The following is a 17,526-nucleotide window of genomic DNA, read 5'->3' on the forward strand; positions in this document are numbered from 1 at the left end:
CTCGCGCCGGTGACAGCATGGGCGGCATGGGAACCACCGACGACGAACGCTTCCTCTCCGACACCGCCGACCGATTGGCCGGACTGCCCCGGGTGCGGGCGGTGACCCTGGGCGGCTCCCGTGCCCGGGGAGAACACCGACCCGACAGCGACTGGGACCTGGCGATCTACTACCGGGGGGACTTCGACCCGGAGGACCTGCGGGCCCTGGGGTGGCCGGGCGAGGTGTCTGAGGTCGGCGGCTGGGGCGGCGGGGTCTTCAACGGCGGCGCCCGGCTGCGGATCGACGGCCGCCGGGCGGACGTGCACTACCGCGACCTCGACGCGGTCGAGCATCAGATGGAGCGGGCCCGGGTGGGGGGCTTCGACGTGGAACCCCTCATGTTCCACCTGGTGGGCGTCCCCACCTACCTGGTCGTCGCCGAACTCGCCCTGGGACGTGCCCTCGTCGGTGACCTGCCCCGCCCCGAGTACCCCGACGCGCTGCGTGTGAGCGCGCCGCCCCGGTGGCGCGGACTCGCCGCCGCCACCCTGGGGTACGCCGAGCACGGCCACGCGCCGTACGGCCGGGTGACCCAGACCGCCGGCCTCATCGCCCAGGCCGCCGCCCACACGGCCCACGCGGTGCTGGCCGAACGGGGGGAGTGGGCGACCAACGACAAGGCCCTCCTGGCCCGCGCCGGTCTGGAGGAGGTCGACCTGGTCATCGCCGGGATGACCGCCGACCCGCAGGACCCGGTGGCGGCCGTGGCCGAGGTCGGCCGGATCATCGCCACCGCCTGACCGGGACCCGTCGCCCTTCTCCCGGGTCCGTTGTGGGGGCGGCCTCCATCGGTCCCTCGCGGGCCGGGGCCCTTCCTCCCGGGTCCGTGGTGGACGCCGTTCGGTCGCGTGCCCGGATCCCGCACGAAAAGTGTCCCGACGTGCGCGTGCGGCCGCTCCGGGGCGTCCTACCCCGAGGGAGGGAAGAGGGTCGCGCCGATGATCGGCGCGACCCCCTCGGTCGATCCCCTACAGCGGAGCGTCCCACGTCATGTCGATGACCTCGCTGATGGTGGCGTAGCCCGCCCGGGCGAAGGCCGCCGCCATGGGCGTGTTCCCCAGGTCGGTGGACGCTCGGGCGTACGTGACGCCACCCTCCTCCACCAGCACCCGGGTGCCCTCGGCGAGGATGTCGTCGATGTACCCGTAGCCCCGGTGCTCGGGCAGCACCGCGATGTAGCCGATGATCGGGTGGTAGGCGTTGCGCGCGGGCAGCACGAAGCCCACCGGCTCCCCGTCGGGCAGGGTCGCGATCCGCCACCACGAACGCGGCGTCGAGTACCGGGCGAACTCCTCCTCGAACCCGTCGGAGACGATCTCCGCCGGGGTCTTGGTGGCCGTTTCGCTCCGGTGGTGGGCGTCCAGGCTGCCCTGGAGCGCCCGCTCCATCAGATCCCGCATCTCCCGCTCGTCCCGGATCTCCCGGAACCGCAGCCGGTCGCCCGGCGCGGGCGTGACCTCGCCCTTGGTCCATTCGAAGCGCAGCCGCTCCACGAGGAGGGAGCCGCCGGTCTTCTCCACGGCGGCCATCCGCTCGGTCACCGCCCGGTGCTCGACCGGAACGGCACGCCAACCCGCGGAGACGTAGCGCAGGTACTCGGGCGGCACGGCACCCTCGGGCAGGGTCGCGCCGAGCGCGGTGCGCAGCAGGTGCTCCAGGGCCGCCGTCCGGTCCGGCTCCCCGTCCGCGTCGTCGACGTCGAGCACGTCGAGGAGCAGGGGCGCGTCACCCCGTTCGAGAGCCCAGAAGGCCAGCCGTGCCACGAGCCGGTCCCCGTCGAGGGCGACCCACATCCACTCGGGGACACGGCGACCCTCGGCCAGGTCGCCGGCGAGTTCATCGTTCAGCATGTACGGGAACCGGGTGAACAGGTCCAGTTCCTCGGGCCCGGTGATCGGGCGAACGGTCAGGTCGGATACCAGAGAAGTCAAAGCGACACCTTCGGAGTGTGCGCCCGTTCGCCCGGAGGCGGGCCCTCAGACCCGGAGGATCCCCCGGCAGGACACGAGCGCGATGTGCACGGCGTACATGGCCCGTCCTCCTCTCGTCATCGTGCCCCGGGCACCGTCGTCCACGGGGCCCGTCGTTTCTACAGGGCCGGTTCCCGGACCGCAACCCTTTCACCCCCGGTCCTCAAGAGGTCTCGCGCTCCGGATCCCCGAGCCTCTCCACCGTCCCGGTGCCCGTCTCCGGTTCCGGCTTCGGCCGCCGACGCACGGTGATCGCCCAGGTCAGCGCACCCGCCACCAAGCCCCAGAAGGCCGACCCGATCCCCAGCAGGGTGATCCCCGACGCCGTCGCCAGGAACGTCACCAGCGCGGCCTCCCGGGCGCGCTCGTCGGACAGCGCCGAGTTCAGGGAGCCCCCGATCGTGCCGAGCAGGCCGATCCCGGCGATCGCCATGATCAGCGCCGAGGGCAACGCCACCAACAGGGCGGCCACGGTCGCCCCGAACACGCCCACGCACAGGTAGAACACGCCGGCCCACACACCCGCCAGGAACCTCCGCTCCCGGTCGGGGTGCGCCTGCGGTCCCGTGCAGATCGCCGCGGTGATCGCCGCCAGGTTCAACCCGAAGCACCCGAAGGGCGCCAGCACCATGTTGGTCGCCCCGGTCCACGCGATCACGGGGGAGATCGGCACCCGGTAGCCGTCGTTGCGCAGGACCGCCACCCCGGGCAGGTTCTGCGACGCCATCGTCACCACGAACAGCGGCACCCCCACGCTCACCAGCGCCTGCCAGGAGAACTCGGGGACGACCAACACCGGTACCGCCACCTGCGGACGCACCCCGGACAGGTCCAGGGACCCCCGCAGCGCGGCCGCGATCACACCGGAGAGCAGCGCCGCCAGGACCGCGTAACGCGGCGACCACCGGCGGACCACCAGGTACACCCCGAACATGGCGGCCACCACGACGAAGTCGCCCTCCATGCCGGTGAACAGGCCCACCCCGAACTGGAGCAGCACCCCGGCCAGCAGCCCGGCGGCCAGCGGCACGGGGATCCGGTCCATGACCTTCTCGAACAGCCCCGTGGCACCGCTCAGGGTGATCAGCGCCGCCGAGAACACGAACGCCCCGATCGCCTGCTCCAGGGTCACGCCGTCCAGCCCCACCGCCAACAGCGCGGCCCCGGGGGTGGACCACGCGATCACCACCGGGGCCCGGTACCGCAGGGACAGGCCCGCGCAGGTGACGGCCATGCCCACGCACAGGGCCAGCATCCACGAGGCGATCTGTCCGGCGTCGGCCCCGGCGGCCTCGGCGGCGGTGAACACGATCGCGGCCGAACTGGTCACACCGACCAGCACCGCGATCAGACCGGCCGTGACGGCGGGCAGGGGCGCGACGGACCGGACGAGTCGGAGCAGGGTTCCCATGGCGTCTCATTGTGGCCGGGGCGTCTTCGGAGTCCCCCACCCGGGGTGACCTTTTCAACCCATGACCGGACCTATGAGGCGGGAGAAAACCCATGGTCCCCAGAGGGGCCGGAATGTGACCATGGCGGTATGGGGACGACACGACGCACGTTCGACGAACTGGTGGCCGAGGCCGACACCGTATCCGTCGACGGATGGGATTTCTCCTGGCTGGACGGCCGGGCCACCGAACAACGGCCCTCCTGGGGCTACCACCGACTCGTGGCCGACCGGATGGCGGGGGCGAGCGCCGCGCTGGACGTCCAGACCGGGGGAGGGGAACTCCTCGCGGGTGTGCCCCGACGGCCCCCGCTGACGGTCGCCACCGAGGGATGGCCGCCCAACCTCGCCAAGGCGACCCGCCTCCTGCACCCCCTGGGCGCGGTCGTCGTCGACGCGGCCGAGGACGCGCCCCTGCCGTTCGCCGCCGACGCCTTCGACCTGGTGGTCTCCCGCCACCCGGTGCGCGTGGACTGGGCGGAGATCGCCCGGGTCCTGGCCCCGGGCGGCACCTACCTCTCCCAGGAGGTCGGTCCGGCGAGCGTGTTCGAGGTGGTCGAGTTCTTCCTCGGGCCCAGACCGGAGGAGGATCGCGCGAACCGCCACCCCGACCACGCGCGCCGCGGCGCGGAGGCGGCGGGCCTGGAGGTCGTCGACCTGCGCCTGGAACACCTGCGCACCGAGTTCTTCGACGTCGGCGCGATCGTCCACTTCCTGCGCAAGGTCGTCTGGATGGTCCCGGGCTTCACCGTCGAGGGGCATCTCGATCGGCTGCGCGCCATGCACGACCACATCGAACGCGAGGGGTCGTTCACGGCCACCACCACCCGCTTCCTCGTCGAGGCCCGCGCCCCGCTTGCCCCCTGACCCCCACGGTCGGCCCATCGCCCCCGGGACGGGCCGCCGCCGGGTGGTCCGCCGGGGTGGTCCGGGTGCCCGCGTCGCGCGGGCACCCGGACCGGTCACGGGGTCACCGCTCGGCCGAGACCCGCTGGACGACCTCGAAGCCCCACAGTTCGCTGCCGGTCGCGGCCGGACCGCCGTGACCGTGGCCGTGGCCGTGGCCGGTCCGACCCGCGTCGGCCGCCGCCTGCGCGTGCCCCTGACGGAACTCCCGGCTGTTCAGCCAGTTCTCGAAGTCCTCCTGCGACCGCCACCGGGTGTACACCAGGTACTTGTCGGTGCCCTCCACCGGACGTAGCAACTGGAACTCCTCGAACCCCGGCTGCCCCTCCACCAGGCCGGCCCGGTTGGCGAACCGCTCCTCCAGGGTGGCCCCCTCACCCTCGGGGACGGTCAGGACGTTGAACTTGACGACGCTCACGCGGCACCTCTCCACGGTTGTCACCGATCTGTACCGCCCAACCTAGGACAGCGCTCACCCGGGTCCGCGCCGCCCCGCCCTCACCGGCGTCCGGATCACCGCCGGAGGGTCCCGCCCTCCGGGGGAGCGCACGGGTGGCCGCTCTCATCGGCCCCCTCGGTCCGTCCCGTGGCGTTCTCGTGGTCGCCGGCCGCATCTCTCGCCCTGACCCGGTCGATTCTCCGACGCCGTGCTTTCAGACCGCTCACCGTCACCGTCACCGGCTCCGGGGAGCGTTCCTCAGCGGCTCATCGCAGCCCGTGCCTGCGGGCGACGATGTCCAGGATGATCGAACGCGGCAGCAGCCGGCGCAGCGCGAACACCAACGGCGCGTTGCTGCCCACCGCGTACAGCGGCCGGGGCCGGGCGTCCTCCACCGCGCGCAGCACCGTGCGGGCCACCGTCTCCGCGGGGATGCCCGACGCCTCGTTGGCGTTGAGCGCCGCGAGCATGGTGCGGTAGTCGTCGGTGTAGGGCGAACCGTCCCGCAGGTACTGGGTGCGGCGCTCGCTGATGCCGGTGTTGATCGACCCCGGTTCCACCGTGGCCACCCCGATCCCGTAGGGGGACACCTCGCGGCGCAGCGCGTTCGCGAACCCCTTGATCGCGGCCTTGGACGCCACGTACGAGGACCGGTGCGCCAGGGGGAAGCTGGCCAGCATCGACCCGACCATGATCACCCTTCCGTAGCGGCGTTCCCGCATCCCGGGCAGCACCAGCTGGGTCAGGCGCACCGCGCCGAACACGTTCAGCCGGAACAGCCGCTCCAGGGCGTCCACGGGCAGCTCCTCCAGCGGCCCGCTCTGGCTCTCGCCCGCGTTGTTGACGAGCACGTCCACCTCACCGGCGGCCCGCGCGCACGCGACGATCGACCCCTCGTCGGTGAGGTCCAGCGCCAGGTAATCGACGCCGGCCACGGGATCGGTGACCGACTCCGGCCTGCGGCTCGTGCCGTACACGCGGTACCCGCGCCGGACCAGGTCGGCGGCGACGGCCCGGCCGATGCCGGAGGAGGCGCCGGTGACGAGCGCGGTCCGCCGGGTGCTGTTCCGCATGAGGGGGTCCTTCCGGGAGGGGAGAGGGGACGGGGTGCGCTCGCGCCGCGCTGGGGAGATGATCGCACGCCCCCTCGCCCCGGTCACGGCCTCCCGGGGGCCTGACGGTCCCACCGGTGCGGATCGAACATCGTCACGGGCAGGTCGGTCGAGCCGTTCCGGGCCAGGTCGGCCAGGGCCGACCCCACGGCGGAGGCGAACTTGTAGCCGTGCCCGGAGAAGCCGCCGGCGACGACCAGCCCCGGCAGGTCCCGGTGGTGGCCGATGACGAAGTGCTCGTCGGAGGTCATCGTGTACATGCACGCCGCCATGCGCTCGGGCAGCGGTTCGACGCCGCGCAACCCGGCGGCCAGTTCGCCGAGCCTGCGGGCGTCGGCCTCGTCGGGGGCCCGGGGGCCCGCGTCCGGGTCGACCGGCTCGCCCCACTGGGCGCCGGGCCGTCGCGGTGCCCCGGGGGCCTCGGCGTGCACGCCGATCTTCACGGTGCGCCCGTCCAGACTCGGGAACCCGTACCAGAGCGTGCCGTCGGGTTCGTCGCGGGCGAACACCGGCCCCCGCGCGTGCGGTGGAGCGTCCTCGGTGAGACGGAACCAGCCCAGGACCCGGCGTTCCACACGGATGCCGCCGCCGAGCCCGGCCAGGGAGGGCAGCAGCGTGGGCAGCCACGATCCGACGGTCACCACCACCCGGCGGGCGCGGACCACGGTGTCGCCGAGGTGAACCCGGGGCCGGTCGGCGTCGGGCTCGATCCGGGTGACCGCGGTGTCGGTGAGCACCCGGGCACCGGCCGCGCGGGCCAGGCGCACCGCCGCCAGGATCGCGGCCTCGGGCAGGACCGCGCCGCCCTCCTCCTCGAACACGCCCTCCTCTCCGGGACGCACCGCGTGCTGGGGGAAACGCGCGGCCAGGTCGGCGGTGGTCAGGTGGTCGACGGCGAGCCCGTGCCGCTCGGCGGCGGCCAGCGAGCCCGTCACCGCGGCGCTGTCCGGCGCGCCCAGCATGAGCGCCCCGGTGCGTCGGACCAGTTCCTCCCCGGACGCCTCCTCCAGTTCGGCCCAGGCCCGCCAGGCGGCCCGCACGAACGGTACGTACTCCTCACCCTCCAGGTAGGCGGTGCGGATGATGCGCGACTCCCCGTGACTGGAGCCCCGATCGTGGCCGGGGGAGAACCGTTCGACCCCGATCGCGTCGACCCCCTGCCGGGCCAGTCGCCACAGCGTCTGCGCGCCCATCGCGCCCAGGCCCACGACGACGGTGTCGGTCTCCAGCAGGTCGGCCACGGTTTCCCCCCAGGTCCGTGCCCCGGATGTCCTGATCCGGGACGTCGGGCCCATGATCGCAGGCCCGAGCGTGCCGAACGCCCGCCCCGGCAGGGGGGCGGGCGACGCCTTCCCGGAAGGGGGAAAGGTCTTCGGGCAGGGGAACGGGTGCCGGGTGCCCGTCCCCGGAAACGGTCGAATCGGAGAACGAAAAGGGTCCGGCGGTCTTTTCCGGTTCGTTCGGCAAGGGAGGTGGACTGGCAGGTGGGAGCGCTCCCAGTCGCATCATGAGCGGGTTGATGAATGGACGGATGGTGCTGTGCCTCCGGGGGTCCGTGTCGGGTCCTGGCCACCCCGGCGGCGTTCCAGAAAGGTAACCCGCGAATGGTGATATGTAAACACCATATGGCGGTCCTATTTCGGGGACCGCGTACCGGAATGGCGAAAGCCCTGTTCGCCATCCCCTTTCCCGATTCTTCGTCATGCCGGTCGTCCGCCGGCTCGCCGTCGCCGGCGCTCCCGCCATCGTGATTCGGAACGGCCTCGGGTCGGAGGCGGCGGCGACACCCCCGTGATCGCGGGGCGGCGGCGGGGAGACGCGGGCCGGGGCGGCACCCGTGCGCCGTCACCGGAAGGTCGCGCCCACGCATTTTCCAGCGCTGTGTTTCGGTCCGGCTCCGCCGGGTAACAATCGGCCCGGGAGTGCTCCCCGTCGCGCGGCCTCACCCGGCCGAGACCGACGGAGAACACCATGACGCACGACACCACCACGACGACCACCGCCCGGGCCCGCCTCCCCTTGGCCGCCCGCGCGCTCACCCTGGCGGCACTGCCCCTGCTCGCCCTGACCGCCACGGCGGCCCCCGCCGCCGCGCACGGTTCCGTGGTCGACCCCGCCTCCCGCAACTACGGCTGCTTCGAGCGCTGGGGCCAGGACCACCTCAACCCCGGCATGGCGCAGGAAGACCCCATGTGCTGGCAGGCGTGGCAGGACGACCCCAACGCCATGTGGAACTGGAACGGCCTGTACCGCGACAACGTCGGCGGCGACCACCGCGGCCAGGTGCCCGACGGCACCCTGTGCAGCGGCGGCAACACCGAGGGAGGCCGTTACGACTCCCTCGACACCCCCGGCGCGTGGGAGACCACCGCGGTCGACGACGACTTCACCATCCACCTCTACGACCAGGCGTCGCACGGAGCGGACTACTTCCAGGTGTACGTCACCCGGCAGGGCTTCGACCCGACCACCGAGGCCCCCGGCTGGGACGACCTGGAGCTGGTCGGGCAGACCGGCCAGTACCCGCCCGGAAACGACTACCTCATCGACGTCAGCACCTCGGGGTACACCGGCCACCACATCGTCTACACGATCTGGAAGGCCTCCCACCAGGACCAGGTGTACTACCTGTGCAGTGACGTGGACTTCGGCTGACCTCCTCCGCCGAGGCGCCCCGTGACGGGGGTGCGGCGGTCCGTCGGGGACCGGATCCCCCGGCGGACCGCCCGTCCCGCACCGGCGGACCCGACCGGACCGGCGCACGGTGCGGGGAGGATCAGCCCTCCCCGTCGAACAACCGGTCGCGGGCGGCGTCGGCCACGGCACCGCCCGGGTCCTCCACGAACCCGCCGACGGCGCCGACCTGATCCTGGAACCCCTGTGCGGCCTCGGCCGCCTCTCCGAACGCGGCCTCGCCGTACCCCTGCGCGGCCTCGGTGGTCTCCCCGAAGGCCGTTTCGCCGTACCCCTGCGCGAGGTCCCCCACCTCGCCGTACCCCTGGGCGACGTCGCCCATCTCCCCGAACGCGGCTTCGCCGTATCCCTGGGCCGTCCCACCGAGATCGGCCGCGTCCTGGGCCACCTCCTCGGCCGCTCCGCCGAAGAGCCCCTTGGCCCAGCCGATGGCGTCGTCGAACATCGCACCACACTCCCTCTGTCAAGCCCTTCACGGTCAGGACGGACGTTACCCCGCCCGTGTGAACCCGGGATAAGGGGCGGTCGCGCGGCGTGATCACCCTGGTGCGGCGGTGCCCTCACGAGGCGCCTCCCGTCGGATACCGCGTCATCGGCCTCGCGACCTCCTTCGGGCGCGGGCCGAGCGGACGATACCGGGGACCACGACGGGATCAGACGGACCCCGGACCCTTCGGCGGAACGGTGAACGTCAGTGTCAGGAGGACCGACAGCACGCCCGCCCCCGCGACCACCCCGTACAGGAGCCCGTAGCCCGCCAACGCGGAGGCGGTGAGCACCGCGCCGGTGACGGCGATCAGCAACGACGTACCGAGCGATTCCGACACCTGGAGCGCCGAACTGTTGCCGCCCTGCCCCTCGACCGGTGACAAGGCGAGCACCAGCGAGCTCACCTGCGGATAGGCCAGGCCCATGCCCGTTCCCATCAGGACGCACCCGATCACGGTCGCCCAGAGCGGCAGCACGCCCGTGACCAGCCCCAGCGCCGCCAAGGGCCCGCACAGTGTCAACGCCGCGGCCAGGCGCAACGAGGCGGGCGAACCCGCGATGGAACCCGACCGCCCCTGGAGCCAGGCGCCCAGCGCCCAGCCGAACGCCCCGATCGCGACCACCGCGCCCGACGCCACGGGGGAGAGGTCCAACCGGTGCTGGAGGTACAGCGGAAGGTAGATGTCGGTGGCCGCGTTGGTCGCTCCGAGCACGCCCCGGAAGGCGACCAGCCGGGGGATCCCCGCGCGTGCCCGCAGCGTTCCGGAGGGCAGCAGTCGGCCCGCGGTGACCACCACGGCCGCCACGCCCGCCACCGTCCCCACCGCGATCCAGGGCGGAGGCTGCTGCCCGATCAGGTGCAGCCCCAGGACGGCGGCGGCCGCCGCGAGCGCCCACAGACCCCTGCGGCCCACGGGCGAACCCGGGAGGTCGAGACGCGGCGCGGCGCGGATCGCGCCCAGCAGCACCGCCAACGAGAGCGCCGACCCCACCAGCACCAAGGCGAACACCAGTCGCCAGTGCATCAGCTCCACCAGCGCCCCGGTGACCAGCGGCCCCAGGATCGACGGCAGCAACCAGGCGGCGGTCAGCACACCGAACATGCGAGCGCGCAGCGCCTCGGGGATGAACCGGGCGATGACCACGTACAGCACCACCGAGTCGATGCCGCCGCCCACACCCTGCAACAGCCGGCCCAGGACGAAGACCGACATGTCGGGTGCGAGCGCGCACAGCGCGATTCCGGCGAGGAACATCGTTCCGCCCGCCACCAGCGGACGCCGCACCCCGCGCAGGTCGGCCCAGCGACCGCCGACGGTCATGCCGATGAGTCCGGTCGTGGCGGTCGCGGCGAAGGCCAGTGAGTACCACTGCTCGGCGCCCAGGCTCCGGGTGATGACCGGTAGGGCGGTGGTGATGGCGAAGGCCTCGAAGGCGATGAACGTCATCAGGCCGAACACCCCGGCCACGATGGGCCGGTACGGCGGCCCCCACAGTCGCGCGTGCTCCCGCGCGCCCGCCTCGGCGATCACGCGGGACCCCCGTGCCGATGGCGGTCCGCCCCGTTCGTCGTGTGCACGTGTCCCCTCCTCCGCGGGCGCGACCGCGCCCGGGAGAATTCCACAACCTCAACACGTGTCGAGGTCAAATCGCCCGATCCGGTCCGGCCCCGCCGTGTGACCGGAATCGGGCTCCGGGGCCTCCGCCGTGTCCCCGGCCGCGCGCCGCTCCGCGGTACGGGCGGCGCACGTGTTCCCGAGGGTCTCCACGGCCGTCCGGCCGGACGGCCGCCGCGACGCTCCGACCTCGACGCCCCCGGGCCCCGCGTGCCGTCCCACGAGACCGGGGCGTGGGGAACGTCGGGGCGACCGCCCGGCACGGCGGTCGCCCCGGCTCAGCGCACGTGCCTCGGGTTGCTCACGCCGCTCTCGTGGTGGGTCCGGTCCAACGCGGTGACGTAGTAGGTGCGCCCCCCGCCCTCACCGGTGAACGTCGCCCGTCCGTCCTCCCCGGCGCGCACCGTTCCCACCAGGGTGCGCGGGTCGGCGATGGCGCACTCGGCCTCGCGTCCGGGAGCCCCGTCGAGCGCGTACACCGCGTAGTAGGCGGGCAGGTCGCCGCGTCCGGGGCGGATGTTCAGCTCCACACCGTCGCCGCTCGCGCCGCCGGTCACCCGCGGCGCGGACGGCGCCGCCCCGGGCAGCTCCTCGTGCAGGGGGACCAACGCCGGGTACCGGTAGTGCTCGTCGTGGACGATCGCCATGGCGTCGGCGGCGTTGGTGCGCAGCGACTTCGCGCTGAAGTACACGTCGCCCAGCACCCCGGGGTGGTCCCGGTTGAACTCCAGATGCCGGGCCAGCTCGCGCGGGTCCGACCAGGCGCCCGCGTTGCCGACCTTGTAGGCGGCCTGCCCGATGTACAGGTGCACGTCGGTGCCCTCCACCACCTGCTCCCACCAGGGCACCAGCACCGCGTAGTCGGCGACCGGCAGGCCGATCTCCCAGTAGACCTGCGGATTGATGTAGTCGACCCACCCCTCGTGGACCCACCTGCGACTGTCCGCGAACTGCGCGTCGTAGGACTGGAGCCCGTTGGTGGCCGACCCTCGCCGGTCGGTGGCGGAGTTGCGCCAGATGCCGAACGGGCTGATGCCGAACTTCGCGTGCGGTTTGGCGGCGTGCACCGCGGCGTCCATCTCCCGCACCATGGCGTTGACGTTCTCCCGGCGCCAGTCGCCGATGTCGTCGTACCCGTCGCCGTACTCGGCGAAGGTGTCGGCGTCGGGGATCTCCTGCCCGGCCACCGGATAGGGATAGAAGTAGTCGTCGAAGTGCACGCCGTCCATGTCGTAGTTCTCGACGGCGTGCATCATCGCCTCGATGACGAACTCCCGTACCTCGGGAATGCCGGGGTCGTAGTAGAGCCGTCCGCCGTACGTGAAGGTCCACTCGGGGTTGCGGCGGGCCGGGTGATCGGCGGCGAGCCGACCGAGATCGGCGTGCATGGCCACCCGGTACGGGTTGAACCAGCCGTGGAACTCCAGTCCTCGGGCGTGGGCCTGCTCGACGGCGAACGCCAGCGGGTCGTAACCGGGGTCCCGCCCCTGGGTCCCGGTCAGCCATTCCGACCAGGGTTCGTGCGGGGACGGCCAGAAGGCGTCGGCGGTCGGCCGGATCTGCACGAACACCGCGTTCATCCCGTTGTCGACCGTGCGGTCGTACAGGGTGGTCAGCTCGGCCCGCTGTTGCGCCGGGGTGAGCCCGGTGCGGCTGGGCCAGTCGATGTTGTGGACCCCGGCGATCCACTCGGCGCGCATCTGGCGTTTGGGCGGTGCCTCGGAGTCGACCCGGCAATCGGCCGAGGCCACGGCGGCCCCGGGGTGCGGGACGGGCGCGGCGGCCGCCGGCAGGGTGGGCGCCAGCACGACGGCCAGCGCGGTGGCCAGGGTCCCGCTCATGATCGTGCCCCGGCGGGGGATCGGGGAGGTGGGTCGGGTCGGGTGCGCCAACGTGGCTCCTTCCGGCGGCTCTCCTGGGGGTGAGGCCCGACGGGTCGCGGGTCGTGTCCTCGTGGTGAAGGTACGCGACCCGTGCCCGCCCAGAAGAGAACCTTCACGATTTTTCGGAGTGTCGCAAGAGATCTACGCGGTTTTGGTGCCGGAGTTCCCGATGGGTCTTCTGGGGCCTTCGCTCCGGTACGTCCGCCGCACCGCCGACCATGACCGCACCGCGCCCCTTCCCGCGCACCGCGACGACGTGGATCCGCCCGTCCTCGACGCCGGGGGAGGGGTCACGGTGGTGATCCGGCACGGTACGGGAGCGCCCGCGGGTTCGGCCCACCGCCGGAGCCGGCCTCCCCCGGGGCACGACGCACACCCGGAGGGCTTCGAGGTCCGGGTGGCCCGCCTCCGGGCGGGGGATCACCGCACGATCTTGAAACCGAACCGGTGGGTGCCCAGGGTCTTGTACAGGGTCATCCACATCGGCAACATCATCTCCGTGGCACGGGCCGTTCCGATCGGGCCCAGGTCGATCACGTCGGACCAGCCCCACCCCCGCAGCAGGTCGCCGACCACGCCCTTGGCGGAATCGTCGTCACCGCTGAGGAACACGGAATGGTCGGCACCGGCGACCTCGGGCGCGGTCATCACCTCCGCGGCCACGGTGTTGAAGGTCTTCACCACCCGCGCCTCGGGCAACGCCCGCTGGAGCCGTTCGCCGAGGCTGTCGGTGTTGACCGGGTCCAGGACGATCTCGTCCTCCCGGGAGAAGTCGAACGGGCTCGACACGTCCATGAGGATCCTCCCGGCCAGCGCCTCCGCCAGCGGGGCGAGCGCCGTGACGCAGACGGGACCGGAGATCGCGTTCACCACGAGGTCCGCGTCGCGCACCGCCTCGGCGAAAACGGTGACCGGGACCCCGAACGACGGGTTCCGCGCGAGAGCGGCGGCGGGGTCCCGGGTGCCGACGACGACGTCGTGCCCCGACCCCAGGAACGCGGGGACCAGGGTGAGGGCGACCTCACCGGTACCCAGAACGGCGATGCGCACGGACGTGTCCCTTCTCGCTCGCCCCGGGCCGACCCCGGAGCCGTCGTCCCGGACCCTACTCCGGTCCCCGAGGACGACGGCCTCCGGGGCACGGGACCCTCGCGCGCCCCTCTCCCCGAACCCGGCCGGCGCCCCGGAGCGGGTGCGCGACCGCGGACGACGGCGGTCGGTCGCGGCGCCGACCGGGAGTGCTCCGGGGCCGAGCCGATGATGACGAGGCTCACACGGCCGGGCACGCCCCCGTTTTGCATGTGCATTCATTGTGATGCATACTTATTGCCATGTCCAAGGTACTCACCTCTCTGCCCGTCGGCGACCGTGTCGGCATCGCCTTCTCCGGAGGTCTCGACACCTCGGTGGCGGTGGCGTGGATGCGCGAGAAGGGCGCCGTCCCGTGCACCTACACCGCCGACATCGGCCAGTACGACGAACCCGACATCGCCTCGGTCCCCGGTCGCGCCCACGACTACGGCGCGGAGATCGCGCGGCTCGTCGACGGCCGTGCGGCCCTGGTCGAAGAGGGCCTGGCCGCCCTGGCCTGCGGTGCGTTCCACATCAGGTCGGGCGGGCGCGTCTACTTCAACACCACGCCCCTCGGCCGCGCGGTCACCGGCACCCTGCTGGTGCGCGCGATGCTGGAGGACGGCGTGCAGATCTGGGGTGACGGCTCCACCTACAAGGGCAACGACATCGAGCGGTTCTACCGCTACGGCCTGCTGGCCAACCCCGCCCTGCGCATCTACAAGCCCTGGCTGGACGCCGACTTCGTCAACGAACTCGGCGGCCGCAAGGAGATGTCCGAGTGGCTGCTGGAGCGGGACCTCCCCTACCGCGACAGCACCGAGAAGGCCTACTCCACCGACGCCAACATCTGGGGCGCCACCCACGAGGCCAAGTCGCTGGAGCACCTGGACACCGGCATCGAGATCGTCGACCCCATCATGGGCGTCCGGTTCTGGGACCCCGAGGTGGAGATCGCCCCCGAGGACGTCACCGTCGGCTTCGAGCAGGGCCGCCCGGTCACCATCAACGGCAAGACCTTCGAGTCCGCCGTCGACCTGGTCCTGGAGGCCAACGCCGTCGGCGGCCGCCACGGTCTGGGCATGTCCGACCAGATCGAGAACCGCATCATCGAGGCCAAGAGCCGCGGCATCTACGAGGCGCCCGGCATGGCCCTCCTGCACCTCGCCTACGAGCGCCTCGTCAACGCGATCCACAACGAGGACACCCTCGCCGCGTACCACACCGAGGGCCGCCGCCTGGGCCGCCTCATGTACGAGGGCCGCTGGCTGGAGCCGCAGGCGCTGATGCTGCGCGAGTCCCTCCAGCGCTGGGTGGGCACCGCCGTCACCGGCGAGGTGACCCTGCGCCTGCGCCGCGGCGAGGACTACTCCCTCCTCGACACCACCGGTCCGGCGTTCAGCTACCACCCGGACAAGCTGTCCATGGAGCGGACCGAGGACTCCGCCTTCGGCCCCACCGACCGCATCGGTCAGCTGACCATGCGCAACCTGGACATCGCCGACTCCCGCGCCAAGCTGGAGGAGTACGCGCGTCTGGGCATGGTCGGCACCGGCGAGGCCGCCACCCTGGGTGCGGCCCAGGCCGCCTCCACCGGCCTCATCGGCGCGATGCCCGAGGGCGGCGCCGAGACGATCGCCTCCCGGGGCCGTGGCCCGGAGGACGAGCTGCTGCTCGACCACGCCGCCATGGAGTCCGGCACGGACTGACCGGCCCCGACGCACGCACGGCGCGCGGACCCACCCGGTCCGCGCGCCGTCGCCGTCCACCGACGTACCCTGTGCCCATGGACGGACACGCCGACACCCTGGTCGTCAGACCGAACGTGCCGGGTGTCACCGAGGTCTTCCACACCCACATGCTCGGGCACGCCTACCCGATGCACACCCACGACACCTGGGCGCTGCTCATCATCGACGCCGGTCTGGTCCGCTACGACCTGGGCCGACACCGGCACGGCGCCCTGGAGCGCACGGTCACCCTCCTGCCCCCGCACGTCCCGCACAACGGCACCCCCACCTCGGAGCAGGGGTTGCGCAAACGCGTCCTCTACCTGGAACCGGGGCGGATCGGCGTCGACCTGGTGGGCCGCTCGGTCGACCACCCGACCATGGACGACGCGCTGCTGCGGCAGCGGATCCACGCCCTGCACCGGTCCGTCCTGGAACCGGGCGGCGAACTGGAGGCCGAGAGCCGCCTCGCGTTCATCACCGAACGCCTGCGCGGCCACCTGCGGGGGGACCCGGAGCCGCCACGGGTCGCCGACCGGTCGGCGACGGCGGACCGACTGCGCGACCTCCTCGACTCACGGGTGGTGGAGGGCCTTCCGCTCGAAGAGGCCGCCGCCGTGCTGCGCGTCCACCCCGCCCATCTGGTCCGGGCCTTCAGTCGACGGTTCGGCATGCCTCCGCACCGCTACCTCGTCGGCCGCCGGGTGGACCTGGCCCGCGGCCTGCTCCGTGAGGGGCGGACACCGGCCGACGCGGCGACGGCCTCCGGCTTCCACGACCAGGCGCACCTCAACCGGCACTTCAAACGGATCCTCGGCATGCCCCCCGGGCACTACGCCCGGGCCCGCCGCGATCCGCTCAGGGGTGCATCCTGGCTCCCTTGAGGACCTTGGCCACGGCGTTCCTCGGCCCGTACACGGCGATCCCGGCCAGGTCCAGTGAGTCCCGGCCGACCGCCCGCACCGCCGCCCGGTTGTCCCGGTCGTTGCCGGTGGCGAACAGGTCGGAGGTGAACACGGCGACGGCCAGGTCCCGCGCGACGGCCTTGGAGTGCGTCCGGGTCAGGGTCTCCCCGTTCCCCTCGAACACCAGCACCGGCTGGCGGAACATCGGGAGGTAGAGGGTGTCGTCCCCGTCCCGGTAGGGGGCGCCCACGACCTCCGGAACGTGGGTGCCCAAGCCGCTGACGAGGAACGACGCCACGTTGAGGCGCTGCCACACGGCGAGGTCGTCGCGGAGCAGGACGGCGATCCCGGTATCGAAGCGCACGGGTGCCTCGGCGGCCCCGGCGCCGACCCCGGTGGGATGTTCGGTGTTCTCCATGCGCCCATCGTCACGCGCGCACCGCCCGGCGGTCTTGTACGTTCCTCACCTCTCCCGGAGGAGGCCTCGGCCCGCGCCCGGAAAGCGGTCGGGTCCGACCGCGTGAACGATGCCGCACGCCGTCCCTTTCCCTCCGAGGCGTGGTCCGGACGACGGCCCGCCACCGGCGCGCGTCCTGGACGCCGGAGGCCGCGACGACGCCACCGCCCCGCTCATTTCCGCGCGGCCGGAACCCCTCGGGCCGGAACGGGGTTCCGGTCCTGCTCGGACCTCCCGTTAAGGTTGATCCACCACATAATTTGACTTATTCAAGAAAAGACGGCAGACTTCGAGGCATGCCAACCCCTTCGGATTTCGAGCGAATGCTGCGCGAGTCCGCTCTGCGGGTGACGAGTCCGCGGATGGCGGTACTCGCCGCCGTGCACGACAACCCGCACACGGACACGGAGTCGATCATCGACATCGTCCGCGGGCAGATCGGCACGGTGTCCGGCCAGGCCGTCTACGACGTGCTCAAGGCGTTGACCGGCGCGGGCCTGGTGCGGCGCATCCAGCCACAGGGCTCCGTGGCCCGTTACGAGACGCGGATCGGTGACAACCACCACCACGTCGTGTGCCGGACCTGCGGTGCCATAGCGGATGTCGACTGCGCCGTAGGCCACGCGCCGTGCCTCACCGCTTCCACCGACCACGGCTTCTCGATCGACGAGGCCGAGGTCGTCTATTGGGGACTGTGCCCCGACTGCTCCGGCAGCCACGGTTCCTGAATCGTTCCAGAGCCGCACCCGAATCACCGGGTCC

The 17,526-nt window shown here is 72.5% G+C and carries 16 protein-coding genes; 6 read left to right on the forward strand and 10 right to left on the reverse strand.

Features of this window, described 5'->3' with window-relative positions; translation table 11 throughout:
* Window positions 1-26 precede the first annotated feature (26 nt).
* On the forward strand, window positions 27-782 hold the full coding sequence (locus PWG71_RS08000; RefSeq protein WP_274808916.1) for a nucleotidyltransferase domain-containing protein: 756 nt from the start codon (window positions 27-29) through the stop codon (window positions 780-782).
* A 228-nt stretch (window positions 783-1,010) separates the two neighbouring features.
* Here PWG71_RS08000 and PWG71_RS08005 read toward each other — a convergent pair whose 3' ends face one another.
* Window positions 1,011-1,973 (reverse strand): GNAT family N-acetyltransferase, encoded by a 963-nt coding sequence (locus tag PWG71_RS08005; protein ID WP_274808917.1) that lies wholly within the window; start codon window positions 1,971-1,973, stop codon window positions 1,011-1,013.
* Window positions 1,974-2,175: 202 nt separating this feature from the next.
* Complete coding sequence (locus PWG71_RS08010; protein ID WP_274808918.1) at window positions 2,176-3,423, reverse strand: benzoate/H(+) symporter BenE family transporter; 1,248 nt, start codon at window positions 3,421-3,423, stop codon at window positions 2,176-2,178.
* Between the two features lie 129 nt (window positions 3,424-3,552).
* Here PWG71_RS08010 and PWG71_RS08015 point away from each other — a divergent pair, with 129 nt between their 5' ends.
* Window positions 3,553-4,329: a class I SAM-dependent methyltransferase gene (locus PWG71_RS08015; protein WP_274808919.1), complete on the forward strand. Its 777-nt coding sequence runs from the start codon at window positions 3,553-3,555 to the stop codon at window positions 4,327-4,329.
* Between the two features lie 103 nt (window positions 4,330-4,432).
* Here the strand turns inward: PWG71_RS08015 and PWG71_RS08020 are convergent, their stop codons facing one another.
* The 3 genes from PWG71_RS08020 to solA form a co-directional block, all read right to left on the reverse strand.
* Window positions 4,433-4,786, reverse strand: a complete 354-nt coding sequence (locus PWG71_RS08020; protein ID WP_274808920.1) for an antibiotic biosynthesis monooxygenase family protein — start codon at window positions 4,784-4,786, stop codon at window positions 4,433-4,435.
* Between the two features lie 287 nt (window positions 4,787-5,073).
* Complete coding sequence (locus PWG71_RS08025; RefSeq protein ID WP_274808921.1) at window positions 5,074-5,880, reverse strand: SDR family oxidoreductase; 807 nt, start codon at window positions 5,878-5,880, stop codon at window positions 5,074-5,076.
* 83 nt (window positions 5,881-5,963) lie between these two features.
* Entirely contained in the window at window positions 5,964-7,160 is a 1,197-nt protein-coding gene (gene solA / locus PWG71_RS08030; RefSeq protein ID WP_274808922.1) for an N-methyl-L-tryptophan oxidase, read from the reverse strand.
* A gap of 730 nt (window positions 7,161-7,890) precedes the next feature.
* Here solA and PWG71_RS08035 point away from each other — a divergent pair.
* Window positions 7,891-8,574 carry a lytic polysaccharide monooxygenase auxiliary activity family 9 protein gene (locus PWG71_RS08035; protein ID WP_274808923.1) on the forward strand — a complete coding sequence of 228 codons (684 nt, stop codon included), beginning with the start codon at window positions 7,891-7,893 and terminating at the stop codon, window positions 8,572-8,574.
* 121 nt (window positions 8,575-8,695) lie between these two features.
* Here the strand turns inward: PWG71_RS08035 and PWG71_RS08040 are convergent, their stop codons facing one another.
* The 4 genes from PWG71_RS08040 to PWG71_RS08055 form a co-directional block, all read right to left on the reverse strand.
* Window positions 8,696-9,058, reverse strand: coding sequence for a hypothetical protein (locus PWG71_RS08040; protein ID WP_274808924.1), 363 nt, complete (start codon window positions 9,056-9,058; stop codon window positions 8,696-8,698).
* Window positions 9,059-9,266: 208 nt separating this feature from the next.
* The gene (locus tag PWG71_RS08045; protein WP_274808925.1) at window positions 9,267-10,634 is read right to left on the reverse strand and encodes an MFS transporter; all 1,368 of its coding nucleotides are present in this window, start codon (window positions 10,632-10,634) and stop codon (window positions 9,267-9,269) included.
* Between the two features lie 362 nt (window positions 10,635-10,996).
* Window positions 10,997-12,610, reverse strand: a complete 1,614-nt coding sequence (locus tag PWG71_RS08050; protein ID WP_446724989.1) for a glycoside hydrolase family 10 protein — start codon at window positions 12,608-12,610, stop codon at window positions 10,997-10,999.
* 411 nt (window positions 12,611-13,021) lie between these two features.
* Window positions 13,022-13,651, reverse strand: a complete 630-nt coding sequence (locus PWG71_RS08055) for an NADPH-dependent F420 reductase (RefSeq protein ID WP_274808926.1) — start codon at window positions 13,649-13,651, stop codon at window positions 13,022-13,024.
* Window positions 13,652-13,932: 281 nt separating this feature from the next.
* On the opposite strand from PWG71_RS08055, the gene argG reads away from it, so the two are divergent.
* Both argG and PWG71_RS08065 read left to right on the forward strand, forming a co-directional pair.
* Window positions 13,933-15,381 (forward strand): argininosuccinate synthase, encoded by a 1,449-nt coding sequence (gene argG / locus PWG71_RS08060; protein ID WP_274808927.1) that lies wholly within the window; start codon window positions 13,933-13,935, stop codon window positions 15,379-15,381.
* A gap of 77 nt (window positions 15,382-15,458) precedes the next feature.
* On the forward strand, window positions 15,459-16,286 hold the full coding sequence (locus tag PWG71_RS08065; RefSeq protein ID WP_274808928.1) for a helix-turn-helix domain-containing protein: 828 nt from the start codon (window positions 15,459-15,461) through the stop codon (window positions 16,284-16,286).
* Here the strand turns inward: PWG71_RS08065 and PWG71_RS08070 are convergent.
* Window positions 16,261-16,725 carry a DUF2000 domain-containing protein gene (locus PWG71_RS08070; RefSeq protein ID WP_274808929.1) on the reverse strand — a complete coding sequence of 155 codons (465 nt, stop codon included), beginning with the start codon at window positions 16,723-16,725 and terminating at the stop codon, window positions 16,261-16,263. The two genes, PWG71_RS08065 and PWG71_RS08070, sit on opposite strands and share 26 nt — an antisense overlap.
* A gap of 335 nt (window positions 16,726-17,060) precedes the next feature.
* Here PWG71_RS08070 and PWG71_RS08075 point away from each other — a divergent pair, with 335 nt between their 5' ends.
* On the forward strand, window positions 17,061-17,492 hold the full coding sequence (locus PWG71_RS08075; RefSeq protein WP_274808930.1) for a Fur family transcriptional regulator: 432 nt from the start codon (window positions 17,061-17,063) through the stop codon (window positions 17,490-17,492).
* Window positions 17,493-17,526: the final 34 nt, after the last annotated feature.

Source organism: Nocardiopsis sp. N85 (assembly GCF_028882275.1).
Classification (GTDB): domain Bacteria; phylum Actinomycetota; class Actinomycetes; order Streptosporangiales; family Streptosporangiaceae; genus Nocardiopsis; species Nocardiopsis lambiniae.